Below are 11,859 nucleotides of genomic sequence, written 5' to 3'. Positions count from 1 at the left end.
CCCATAGACTTTCGACGCACCGCCTCCGGTGGGCCCGCCTGCGGCGCCGCCGTTGTGCCGAGCCGACGAGCAGACGAGCAGACGAGCAGAGTGGAAGAGATGTCAGGACCGAACAAGCAGTACGACCCCGTCGAGGTGGCCGCGCTCGACCCGGCCGAGGTCGACCGGGCCGTGGCCGACGCCCAGCAGGCGATCGCGGCGGCCGCCACGCTCGATGAGCTCAAGGCCGCCCGGCTGGCCCACCAGGGGGAGAAGAGCCCGCTCGCGCTGGCCAACCGCGAGATCGGCGCCCTGCCGCCGAGCGCGAAGGCCGAGGCCGGCAAGCGGGTGGGCCAGGCACGAGGGCAGGTGTCCCAGGCGCTGGCCGCCCGTCAGGCCGAGCTCGAGGCCGACCGGGACCGCCGCATCCTCGTCGAGGAGACGGTCGACCTGACGGTGCGCGTCCCGCGACGGCCGCTGGGGGCGCGACACCCGATCAGCCTGGTCTCCGAGCGGGTCGAGGACATCTTCGTCTCGATGGGCTGGGAGATCGCCGAGGGTCCCGAGGTCGAGTCGGAGTGGCTGACCTTCGACGCCCTCAACATCCCCGCGGACCACCCCGCCCGCCAGGAGCAGGACACCTTCTTCGTCGAGCCGGCCGGCTCCGGGCTGGTGCTGCGCACCCACACCTCACCGGTGCAGGTCCGCACGATGCTCGACCGCGAGCCGCCGATCTACGTCCTGTGCCCGGGCAAGGTCTTCCGCACCGACGACCTCGACGCCACGCACACGCCGGTCTTCCACCAGTTCGAGGGGCTGGTCGTCGACGAAGGCATCACCATGGCCCACCTCAAGGGCACCCTCGACGCGTTCGTCCAGCGGCTGTTCGGCGAGGGCATCGTGACGCGGCTGCGGCCCAACTACTTCCCGTTCACCGAGCCCAGTGCCGAGATCGACTGCCGGTGCTGGATCTGCGGCGGCTCGGGTTCGCTCGACGGCGAACGCTGCCGCACCTGCGGTGGCACCGGCTGGATCGAGCTGGGTGGCTCTGGCATGGTCAACCAGCGCGTGCTGCGCGCGGCCGGTGTCGACACCGACCGCTACACCGGTTTCGCGTTCGGCCTGGGCATCGAGCGCTCGCTCATGCTGCGCCACAACGTCGGGGACATGCACGACATCGTCGAGGGAGACGTCCGTTTCTCCCAGCAGTTCGGAATGGAGATCTGATGCACGCGCCTGTGTCCTGGCTGCGCGAGCTCGCCGACGTCCCTTCGGACGCCACCGGTGAGGACATCGCTGCCGCCCTCGTGCGGGTCGGCCTCGAGGAAGAGGGGCTGCACGGTGGCGACATCTCCGGCCCCATCGTCGTCGGGCGGGTGCTGTCCGTCGAGCCCGAGCCGCAGAAGAACGGCAAGACCATCAACTGGTGCACCGTCGACGTCGGTGAGCACGGCCAGCGGGTCACGGAGGGCAAGCCCCAGGAGATCGTGTGCGGGGCGCACAACTTCGGCGTGGGTGACCTCGTTGTCTGCGTCCTCCCCGGAGGGGTGCTGCCCGGGGGCTTCGAGATCTCCGCGCGCAACACCTATGGCCACGTCTCCCACGGCATGATCTGCAGCCAGGCCGAGCTCGGCCTCGGTGACGACCACTCCGGGATCATCGTGTTGACCGAGCTGCTCGGTGCGGAGGTCGCGGCAGACCTGAAGCCGGGTGACGACGCCATCGCACTGCTCGACCTGGCCGACGAGGTCGTCGAGGTAAACGTCACGCCCGACCGCGGGTACTGCTTCTCGTTGCGCGGCATCGCGCGCGAGTACGCGTTGTCGACGGGCGCGGCCTTCCACGACCCGGCCGCCGCCGCCGACCTCGTGGTCCCGCAGGCCAACGACCACGGGTATGCCGTGCACCTCACCGACGACGCCCCGCTCGGCGGTCGAGTCGGGTGCGACCGGTACGTGGCGAGGGTGGTCCGCGGCGTCGACGTCACGGCCGCCAGCCCGCGCTGGATGCAGAAGCGGTTGACCCAGGTGGGGATGCGGCCGATCTCGCTGGCCGTCGACGTCACCAACTACGTGATGCTGCTGCTCGGCCAGCCGTTGCACGCCTTCGACCTCGACACGCTGTCCGGGTCGGTCGGCACCCGGCGGGCGCGGGCGGGGGAGCAGCTCACGACCCTCGACGACGTCGCGCGGCGCCTCGACCCCGAGGACCTGCTGATCGTCGACGGCGCCGACACCCCGCTCGCCATCGCCGGCGTCATGGGCGGTGCGACGTCGGAGGTCACCGGCACGACGACCAACGTCCTCATCGAGGCGGCCCACTTCGACCCGATCACGGTCGCCCGCTCGTCGCGCCGCCACCGGCTCACCACCGAGGCGTCCAAGCGGTTCGAGCGCGGGGTCGACCACGCGGTGACAGCAGCCGCGGCACAGCTCGCGGTCGACCTGCTCGTCGTCCACGGCGGCGGCACGGCCGACGAGGGCGTCACTGACGTCGACCTGCGGGTCGCCGCGGAGCCGTTCGACTTCGACACGTCACTGCCCACCCGCTACATCGGGCTGGAGTACCCGCGGGCCGAGGTCCTCTCGACCCTGCGCGCCATCGGGTGCGAGGTCGTGGAGGCCGCGGACGAGCCCGCTGCTGCCGGCGGCCACGTCGCGGTGCTGCCACCGTCGTGGCGTCCTGACCTGACCAACGGACCCGAGCTGGTCGAGGAGGTCGCGCGGGTGCGCGGCTACGACCAGATCCCCTCGGTCCTCCCGCAGCCGAAGGCGGCCGGGCGAGGGCTGACCCACAGCCAGCGGATCCGTCGCGTCATCGCCACCACGTTGGCCCACCAGGGTCTCGTCGAGGTGCTGAGCTACCCCTTCGTCGCACCGTCGCTCTTCGACCGGCTCGCCTTGCCGGCCGACGACGAGCGTCGGGCGGCCGTGCGGCTGGTCAACCCGTTGTCCGACGAGGCGCCGCTGATGCGGACGTCGGTGCTCGACACCCTGCTCGACACGCTGCGTCGCAACGTCGCGCGCGGGTCGCGCGACGTCGCCGTCTACGAGATCGGTCTGGTCACGCGCGCCAGCAGTGAGCCCACCAGCGCGCCCGTGCCCGGTATCGAGACCCGACCGGACGACGCCACCCTGGCTGCCATCCTCGGTGCCGTGCCCGCGCAGCCGCGCCACGCGGCATATGCGGCAGCCGGTGAGGTGGAGCGAGGCGGTCCGTGGGGACCGGGTCGGCAGGCCGAGGCGGCCGACGCCGTCGCGTGGGCCCTGGCTGTCGGTCGGTCCGTCGGACTCGAGCTCGTGGTCAGCGCGGCCGAGCGGGCGCCCTGGCACCCGGGTCGGTGTGCCCAGCTGGCACTCGCCGACGGGACGCTGGTCGGCCACGCCGGTGAGCTGCACCCCAAGGTGACCAGCGCGCTCGAGCTGCCGCCCCGCACCGTGGCGGGCGAGCTCGACGTCGACGTCCTCGTGGCCGCCACCGGCGTCCCGCTGGACGCGCGGGCCCTGTCGACCTATCCGCTGGCGCACACCGACGTGGCCCTCGTCGTCGACGAGCAGGTCCCGGCGGCTGACGTGGAGGCGGCACTGCGCGCTGGAGCAGGCGAGAGCCTGGAGTCGGTCGTGCTGTTCGACGTCTACCGCGGCGAGCAGGTGGGCGAGGGCCGCAAGTCGCTCGCCTACCGCCTCACCTTCCGGGCTGTCGACCGCACCCTCACCACCGACGAGGTCAGTACCCTGCGCGACCGCGCCGTCGGAGAAGCCGCGACCCGCGCGGGCGCGAGCCAGCGGTGACGGCTCCCGTCGCGGTCGTGACCGGTGCCTCGAGGGGCATCGGTCACCACCTCGCCGTCGCCCTCGAGGACGCCGGGTATGCCGTCGAGCGGGGTTCGCGCGCGGTCGCGCCCGTCACCGATCCCGTAGCCGTCGAGCGGTGGGTCGCCGAGGTGATCGGTCGCCACGGTCGGGTCGACCTGCTGGTCAACAACGCTGGGGTGATCGACCGCGAGGTCGGGCTGTTGGACAGCGACCCCGAGCAGTGGTGGGAGACCATCGAGGTCAACCTCCGGGGTCCCTACCTGATGACGCGCGCGGTGCTGCCGCACATGGTGGCTGCAGGTTCGGGGCGCATCGTCAACATCAACTCCGGGGCGGCCTACCGCAACTACGACATCGCGACTGCCTACAACGTGGGCAAGGGCGCGCTCGCCAGGCTGACTGCCGCCACCGGGCTCAACGCCGACCGCGGGGTCCGGGCGTTCGACCTCGCGCCCGGGGTCGTGCGCACCGACATGACCGAGGCGATGGACGCGCACCGGGACCGCACCGAGTGGACCGAGCCCGCCGTGGTGGCCGAGCTGCTGCTGGCGATCGCCCGTGGCGAGCTCGACGAGTGGAACGGCCGCATGGTGCGGGCCGGGGTCGACACCCCTGCGTCGCTGAAGGCGCGGGCGGCCCAGGGCCTGGCCGAGTCGGACCGCACGCTCGGCCTGCTGCGCTGGGGCGACGACGACCCGCTGACCTGATCGAGCCGTCCTCGGATGGCGTTCGGGCCTCGGGACCTCAGCTGGGAGGTCCGCAGGTGCAGAGTGACACCCGGGGCGTCAGGGTCATCGTGCCGGTCTGTTCGCCACCGCGGAAGGTGAGGGTCGCCGTCGGGACGTGCACCGGTTCTCCGCCGCTCACCGCAAACCTCCCCACGACCTGAACCGTGCTGCCAGCGGGCACCCGGAACTGCTCCAGCGGAGGCAAGGCGACCGGCGGCACCGCTGCAGCGGCGAAGACCTGATCGGGTCGAGGTGCAACCGACGCCCCCTGTCCGGTTGCCCCCATCGCTGCGCCGACCTCCACCCCTACGACGTCGACCGCGTAGGCGCAGGGGTTCTGGAGCAGCGCCAGGGTGACATCCCAGTACCGGTCCTTCCTGAGGCTGTACTGCACGAACGCAGCGGAGTCCGAGACGTCGACCAGTCCGCGGCACAGCTTCGGCGTCGGTGGTTTCTGCTCGTGATCACAACCACTCACCACCAAGGCCGCGACAGCAGCCAGCGCCGCCACGTGACGGTGCACTGTGCCCTCCACTCCGCTCGTCAGCACCTCTTGGGTGACTTCGTCACAGCACCATAGATGGGCATGACTAGAAACCATAGGTTCATGGCCACGTCTTTACGGAGTGTCCTGACCTGGATCCCACTAGGGTGGCGGCGGACGAGGAGGCGCCATGGGCACGATCGAACACCGCGTGGAGACCGCCGGCGAGCAGCCGGACTACTCGGGTCGTGAGTTCACGCCCGAGGAGATCGACGCGGGAGCTCACCGCGCCTTCATCGGCGGCATCTGGGGCACCCACGGCGAGCGCCAGCTGACCTACCTGCGCGGCCAGGGCCTGCTGCCGCACCATCGGGTGGTCGACATCGGGTGTGGACCGTTTCGTGCCGGACGCCACTTCGTCGACTACCTCGACCCCGGGCACTACTACGCCGTGGAGGCCAACCACAGCCTGATCCAGGCGGGCTACGACGTGGAGCTCAGTGACGACCAGCGCGCGCGACTGCCGGTGGCGAACCTGCGCGCCAACGACCGGTTCGACGTCGACTTCGGGGTGCCGTTCGACTATGCCATCGCCCAGTCGGTGTTCACCCACGTGTCCCTCAACCACATCCGGCTGTGCCTGCACCGCCTCGCGCCGTCGATGCGTGAGGGCGGCTCGTTCTACGCCACGTTCTTCATGCGACCGGCGTCGACCCCCATCGACCTGGTGGTCCCCTCGAAGCGGGACAAGCCGTTCTTCAACGAGAAGAACGTCTTCTGGCACTACTCGGACGACCTCAAGTGGGCCGCGAGCTTCGGGCCGTGGAGATATGAGTACCTCGGCGACTGGGGGCACCCGGCGGGGCAGAAGATGGCGCGCTTCGTGCGGATCGGCGACCAGGTCGTCACCACCTCGGCTGTCCCGACCTTCGTGCGGCGGGGGAGGCGCTGGCTGGCGCGGCGCATCGAGCCGTAGCAGTCGTTCCCGGCGCACGGGACTGACGGTGTGCATGATTCTGCATGAGCGTGTATGTTTATGCACATGGTCAAGGCAGCAGTCGCTGGAGCGAGCGGGTACGCCGGGGGAGAGCTCCTGCGGCTCCTGCTCGGCCACCCCGACGTCGAGATCGGGGCGTTGACGGCGGGGTCGAGCGCAGGCCGCCGCCTCGGCGACCTGCACCCACACCTCACCCCGCTCGCAGAGCGCGTGGTCGAGGACACGACCCTCGAGGTCCTCGCCGGTCACGACGTCGTCTTCCTCGCGCTCCCGCACGGACACTCGGCCGCGCTGGCCGCCCAGCTGCCCGACTCGGTGACAGTCATCGACTGCGGCGCCGACTTCCGGCTGCGCGACGAGCAGGCGTGGACCACGTTCTACGACACCCCGTATGCCGGTGCGTGGGCCTACGGCCTGCCCGAGCTGCCCGTGGGCGGTGGCCGCCAGCGTGAGGCACTCCTGGGGACCCGGAGGGTCGCGGTGCCCGGGTGCTACCCGACGGCCGTCTCGCTCGCGCTCGCGCCCGGCTTCGCCGCCGGTCTGCTGGACCCGCGCGATGTCGTCGTCGTGGCGGCGTCCGGGACCTCGGGCGCAGGGAAGTCCCTGAAGCCCCACCTGCTCGGCGCCGAGGTGATGGGCGCGATGTCCCCCTACGGGGTCGGCGGCACCCACCGGCACACCCCCGAGATCGAGCAGAACCTCACCGCGGCAGCCGGTCCGGGTGCGGCCGACGTGCAGGTGTCGTTCACGCCGACCCTGGCCCCGATGCCCCGCGGCATCCTGGCCACCTGCACCGCCCGCCTGCGGCCGTCCTCGGCCGACGGCGACGCACCCGCCGACGCACGCGGCATACGGGAGGCGTGGGAGAAGTCCTATGCCGACGAAGCCTTCGTCCACCTGCTCCCCGAAGGCCAGTGGCCGTCGACAGCCAGCGTGCTCGGGAGCAACAGCGTCCACGTCCAGGTCACCGTCGACGAACGCGCCGGGCGCGTCGTCGCGGTCGCTGCGGTCGACAACCTCACCAAGGGAACGGCAGGTGCTGCGGTGCAGTGCATGAACCTCGCGCTCGGCCTGGCCGAGACGACCGGACTTCCGGTGGCAGGGGTGGCGCCATGAGCCTGCCCCTGCACCTGATGAGGCACGCGGTGGAGGTGGGCTTCGCCCGCCTGCCCGCTGGTGAGGAGCCGGCCTGGGACTGGCGGACCGGGCCACTCGCCTCGATCACGTACACCGACAGCGAGACCTCGATCGTGTGCGCCTACGAGTCGGTGCCGTCGGGCACGAAGGTGCAGGGTCCGCTGGTCGCCTTCGAGATCGCCGGACCCCTCGACTTCTCCACGGTGGGGGTGCTCTCGGGCCTGCTCGAGCCACTGGCCAAGCAAGGCATCAGCATCCTCGCCCTGTCGACCTACGACACCGACTGGATCCTCATCGAGGCCCAGCACGCCGACGAGGCGATGGCGACCTGGAAGCGCGATGGCAACACCGCCGCTCCCGCCCGCCTCGGTGGGGCGACCTCGTGAGCGTGACCACGCCCCGCGGCTTCCGCGCCTCGGGGGTCACCGCCGGCCTCAAGGCGAGCGGCAACCCTGACCTCGCCCTGGTGGTCAACGACGGACCCGACCACCACGCTGCGGCGGTCTTCACCAGCAACCGGGTCGAGGCGGCACCCGTGACGTGGTCGCGGCAGTCGTCGCTCGACGGCCGGGTCGACGCGGTCGTCCTCAACTCCGGTGGGGCCAACGCGTGCACCGGCGCTCAGGGCTTCGCCGACACGCACGCGACGGCAGAGAAGGTCGCCGAGCTCCTCGGCCTCTCCTCGCACGACGTGGTGGTCTGCTCGACCGGCCTCATCGGCGAGCTGCTCCCGATGGACAAGGTGCTCGCCGGCGTGAAGTCCGCGGCCGCCGCGCTGTCCGCCGACGGTGGGCCTGACGCGGCCATCGCGATCACGACGACGGACACCGTCCACAAGGTGGCGGTCGCCGAGCGCGACGGCTGGTCCGTCGGCGGGATGGCCAAGGGTGCGGGCATGCTCGCGCCGGCCCTCGCGACGATGCTCGTCGTCGTCACCACGGATGCCGTCGTCGACGCAGACCAGCTCAGCGACAGCCTGCGAGCCGCCACGGCGGTGACGTTCGACCGGATCGACTCCGACGGCTGCCAGTCCACCAACGACACGGTGGTCCTGCTGGCGTCCGGCGCCTCGGGGGTGCCGGTCGATGCCGACCAGCTGACGCACGCCGTGACCGAGGTCTGCGCGAGCCTGGCCCGCCAGCTCATCGCCGACGCGGAGGGCGCCCACCACGACATCGCCATCGAGGTGCGCACCGCAGCCTCGGAGGTCGACGCCCTCGAGGTGGCCCGGTCGATCGCGCGCAACAACCTCTTCAAGTGCGCGGTCTTCGGCAACGACCCCAACTGGGGACGGGTGCTGGCCGCGGTCGGCACGACCGGCGCCGAGTTCGACCCGCAGGCCCTCGACGTCTCCATCAACGGGGTCGAGGTCTGCCGCGCCGGGGGAGTCGGGGAGGACCGCAGCCTGGTCGACCTGACCCCGCGGGAGGTGCACGTCGTGGTCGACCTGCACGCCGGCGGCGAAGCGGCCACGGTCTGGACCAACGACCTCACCCATGACTACGTCCACGAGAACTCGGCCTACTCCTCATGAGCACTCCAGTCACCACGTCCGACGCCGCACCCGCGCGGCGGTCGACCAACACCGTCCGCGGGCACATCGGCGCGGCCGCGCTGCGGGTCGCCCAGGGGAAGGCACAGACCCTCGTCGAGGCGCTGCCGTGGCTCGAGCAGTTCCGGGGCGCGCTGGTCGTGGTCAAGTACGGCGGCAACGCGATGGTGGACGACGACCTCAAGGCCGCCTTCGCCCAGGACGTGGCCTTCCTCCGGTATGCCGGCCTGCGCCCCGTCGTCGTGCACGGTGGCGGCCCACAGATCGCCGCCATGCTCGACCGGCTCGGGCTGCAGAGCGAGTTCCGCGGCGGCCTGCGGGTGACCACCCCCGAGGTGATGGACGTGGTCCGCATGGTACTCACCGGCCAGGTGGGCCGGGAGCTCGTCGGCCTGCTCAACCAGCACGGCCCGGTCGCGGTCGGGTTGTCGGGGGAGGACGCCGCCCTGTTCGGCGCCCGCCGTCGCGGCACCCACATCGACGGTGAGGAGGTCGACCTCGGCCTGGTCGGTGACGTCGAGACGGTCAACCCCGGAGCCGTGCAGGACATCCTCGACGCCGGCCGGATCCCCGTCGTGTCGACGGTCGCCCCCGACCTCGACGTGGACGGCCAGGTCCTCAACATCAACGCTGACACCGCCGCCGCTGCGCTGGCGGTGGCGTTGAAGGCGCACAAGCTGGTGATGCTCACCGACGTCGAGGGCGTCTACGCCGACTGGCCCGACCGTGACTCGCTGCTGTCGTCGCTGACGGTCGGGGGTGCCCAGGAGCTGCTGGAGCGGGTCGACGCCGGCATGATCCCGAAGCTCGAGGCGTGCATCCGGGCGGTCCAGGGCGGAGTGCCGCAGGCCCACGTGATCGACGGTCGTCAACCCCACTCGCTGCTCCTCGAGGTCTTCACCTCCGAGGGGATCGGCACCATGATCGTCGCCGACGAGGAGTCCTGATGGGCGCGCGCAACGACGAGCTGCTGGAGCGCTACCAGCGTTCGGTCATGGGGGTCTTCGGGCTGCCACCCCTGGTGCTGTCGCACGGCAGCGGGTGCCACGTGTGGGACGTCGACGGCAACCGCTACCTCGACCTGGTCGGTGGCATCGCGGTGAACGCGCTCGGCCACGGTCACCCGGCCCTGGTCGCTGCCATCAGCAAGCAGGCCGGTGAGGCGATCCACGTCTCGAACCTGTTCACCTCCGAGGGCCAGATCGCGCTGGCCGAACGGCTCGTGGCGCTCGCCGGGGCTCCGCAGGGCTCGGCCGTCTTCTTCGCCAACTCCGGCGCCGAGGCCATCGAGGCCGCCATCAAGCTGAGCCGTCGCACCGGGCGCAGCGGCATCGTCGCGGCCGAGGGCGCGTTCCACGGCCGCACCACCGGAGCCCTCGCGCTCACCCACAAGCTCGCCTACCGCGAGCCCTTCGAACCGCTCATCCCCGGCGTCACGCACGTCCCCTTCGGCGACGAGGCCGCCCTGCGCTCAGCGGTCAGCTCCGAGACCGCTGCCGTCGTGCTCGAACCGGTGCAAGGTGAGGCCGGCGTGCTCAGCCCGGGCACGGCATACCTGCAGCTCGCCCGCCAGCTCACGCAGCAGCACGGCGCCCTGCTCGTCCTCGACGAGATCCAGACGGGGATCGGCCGCACCGGCACGTGGTTCGCCTTCCAGCAGGCCGGGATCGTGCCGGACGCCATCACGCTCGCCAAGGGGCTCGGCGGGGGAGTGCCGATCGGTGCCCTGGTCGCCTTCGGCCCCGAGGTCGCCGGGCTGCTCACCGCCGGCCAGCACGGCAGCACGTTCGGAGGCAACCCCCTCGCCGCCGCGGCGGGCCTCGCGGTGCTCGACACCATCGAGGAGCAGGGGCTGCTCGCCCACGCCGCCGAGGCCGGTCAGCACCTGGTCGACTCGGTGACGGCCCTGGGTCACCCGCTGGTGGCTGAGGTGAGGGGGGCCGGGCTGCTCCGCGCCATCGTCCTGACCGAGCCCGTAGCGGCCCAGGTCGCCGCGCTCGCGCGCGAGGCCGGCTTCATCGTCAACCCGGTGGCTCCGGACGCGCTCCGGCTCGCCCCGCCGCTGGTCGTCACCACCGAGGAGCTCGACTCCTTCGTGCACGCCCTGCCCGCTCTGCTCGACGCGGCGTCGGCCGCCGCCAGCGCCGGCACCACGAGCGCCCCCACCACGAGCGCCCGCACCACGAGCCCCGCCACCCCCCACGAGACCACCTCCGAGGACGCGTCATGACCCTCCGACACTTCCTGCGCGACGACGACCTGACGGCCGAGGAGCAGGCCCTGGTCCTGCGGCGCGCCGTCGAGCTCAAGGCCGCGCCCTTCTCACGGCGCCCGCTCGAGGGTCCGCGCACCGTTTCCGTCGTGTTCGACAAGCCCACCCTGCGCACCCAGGTCTCCTTCGCGGGGGCCATCACCGCCCTGGGCGGCTACCCGCTCGTCGTCGACGGCAACCTCGCGCAGATCGGCACCCGCGAGTCGGTGGCCGACACGGCCCGCATCCTCGGCCCGCAGTCGGCCGCGGTCGTCTGGCGCACCTACGGCCAGGACCGGATCGAGGAGATGGCCGCGCATGCCGGTGTCCCCGTCGTGAACGCCCTGACGGATGACTTCCACCCCTGCCAGATCCTCGCCGACCTCCTCACCGTGCTCGAGCACAAGGGCACCCTCGCCGGCCGCACCCTCGGCTACGTCGGCGACGGCGCCAACAACATGGCCCACTCCTACCTGCTGGGGTGCGCGCTGGCCGGGATGCACGTGCGCATCGGCACCCCCGCCGCCCACCAGCCGGCGGCGGCGATCCTCGCCAGGGCCCGGGAGCTCGCGGCGACGCAGGGTGGCTCGGTCCTCGTGACCGACGACCCCGTCGCCGCGGTCGAGGGCGTCGACGTGGTGGTCACCGACACCTGGGTCTCGATGGGCATGGAGGGGGAGAAGGGGGACCGCCAGGGAGCGCAGAGCCCGTTCGCACCGTTCGCCGTGACCCAGTCCCTCATGGCGAAGGCTGCTCCTGACGCGATCTTCCTGCACTGCCTGCCGGCCTACCGCGGCTTCGAGGTCGAGGCCGAGGTCATCGACGGACCCCAGTCGGTCGTGTGGGACGAGGCGGAGAACCGCCTGCACGCGCAGAAGGCGCTGCTGTCCTTCCTCCTCGAGGGGGCCTGAGCCGG

11 protein-coding genes are annotated in these 11,859 nt (G+C 71.8%); 10 read left to right on the top strand and 1 reads right to left on the bottom strand.

What is annotated here, in order from left to right:
* Positions 1-99 precede the first annotated feature (99 nt).
* From pheS to ACXJKD_RS15880, 3 genes are read left to right on the top strand one after another with little or no spacing between them, the layout of a single operon-like run.
* Entirely contained in the window at positions 100-1,206 is a 1,107-nt protein-coding gene (gene pheS, locus ACXJKD_RS15890) for a phenylalanine--tRNA ligase subunit alpha (protein WP_457255574.1), read from the top strand.
* Positions 1,206-3,770: a phenylalanine--tRNA ligase subunit beta gene (gene pheT / locus ACXJKD_RS15885; RefSeq protein ID WP_457255573.1), complete on the top strand. Its 2,565-nt coding sequence runs from the start codon at positions 1,206-1,208 to the stop codon at positions 3,768-3,770. The genes pheS and pheT overlap by 1 nt, the downstream gene beginning before the upstream one ends.
* Positions 3,767-4,501: an SDR family NAD(P)-dependent oxidoreductase gene (locus ACXJKD_RS15880; RefSeq protein ID WP_457255572.1), complete on the top strand. Its 735-nt coding sequence runs from the start codon at positions 3,767-3,769 to the stop codon at positions 4,499-4,501. The genes pheT and ACXJKD_RS15880 overlap by 4 nt, the downstream gene beginning before the upstream one ends.
* A 37-nt stretch (positions 4,502-4,538) precedes the next feature.
* On the opposite strand, the gene ACXJKD_RS15875 is transcribed toward ACXJKD_RS15880, so the two are convergent.
* The gene (locus tag ACXJKD_RS15875) at positions 4,539-5,045 is read right to left on the bottom strand and encodes a hypothetical protein (RefSeq protein ID WP_457255571.1); all 507 of its coding nucleotides are present in this window, start codon (positions 5,043-5,045) and stop codon (positions 4,539-4,541) included.
* 151 nt (positions 5,046-5,196) lie between these two features.
* Between ACXJKD_RS15875 and ACXJKD_RS15870 the strand changes: the two genes are divergently transcribed.
* The 7 genes from ACXJKD_RS15870 to argF all read left to right on the top strand — a co-directional run bounded on the left by ACXJKD_RS15870 (position 5,197) and on the right by argF (position 11,854).
* On the top strand, positions 5,197-5,982 hold the full coding sequence (locus ACXJKD_RS15870; RefSeq protein WP_457255570.1) for a class I SAM-dependent methyltransferase: 786 nt from the start codon (positions 5,197-5,199) through the stop codon (positions 5,980-5,982).
* Positions 5,983-6,048: 66 nt separating this feature from the next.
* Positions 6,049-7,119: an N-acetyl-gamma-glutamyl-phosphate reductase gene (gene argC / locus ACXJKD_RS15865; RefSeq protein WP_457255569.1), complete on the top strand. Its 1,071-nt coding sequence runs from the start codon at positions 6,049-6,051 to the stop codon at positions 7,117-7,119.
* Complete coding sequence (locus ACXJKD_RS15860) at positions 7,116-7,526, top strand: ACT domain-containing protein (protein ID WP_457255568.1); 411 nt, start codon at positions 7,116-7,118, stop codon at positions 7,524-7,526. The genes argC and ACXJKD_RS15860 overlap by 4 nt, the downstream gene beginning before the upstream one ends.
* Positions 7,523-8,674, top strand: a complete 1,152-nt coding sequence (gene argJ, locus ACXJKD_RS15855) for a bifunctional glutamate N-acetyltransferase/amino-acid acetyltransferase ArgJ (RefSeq protein ID WP_457255567.1) — start codon at positions 7,523-7,525, stop codon at positions 8,672-8,674. The genes ACXJKD_RS15860 and argJ overlap by 4 nt, the downstream gene beginning before the upstream one ends.
* Entirely contained in the window at positions 8,671-9,639 is a 969-nt protein-coding gene (gene argB, locus ACXJKD_RS15850) for an acetylglutamate kinase (protein ID WP_457255566.1), read from the top strand. Before argJ ends, argB begins: the two co-directional genes overlap by 4 nt.
* Positions 9,639-10,922: an acetylornithine transaminase gene (locus ACXJKD_RS15845; protein ID WP_457255565.1), complete on the top strand. Its 1,284-nt coding sequence runs from the start codon at positions 9,639-9,641 to the stop codon at positions 10,920-10,922. Before argB ends, ACXJKD_RS15845 begins: the two co-directional genes overlap by 1 nt.
* Complete coding sequence (gene argF, locus ACXJKD_RS15840) at positions 10,919-11,854, top strand: ornithine carbamoyltransferase (RefSeq protein WP_457255564.1); 936 nt, start codon at positions 10,919-10,921, stop codon at positions 11,852-11,854. Before ACXJKD_RS15845 ends, argF begins: the two co-directional genes overlap by 4 nt.
* Positions 11,855-11,859 lie beyond the last annotated feature (5 nt).

It is taken from the genome of Pedococcus sp. P5_B7, from assembly GCF_054049895.1.
Note: the sequence above shows the minus strand (reverse complement) of the source record. Positions and strands in the feature narration are given on the sequence as shown.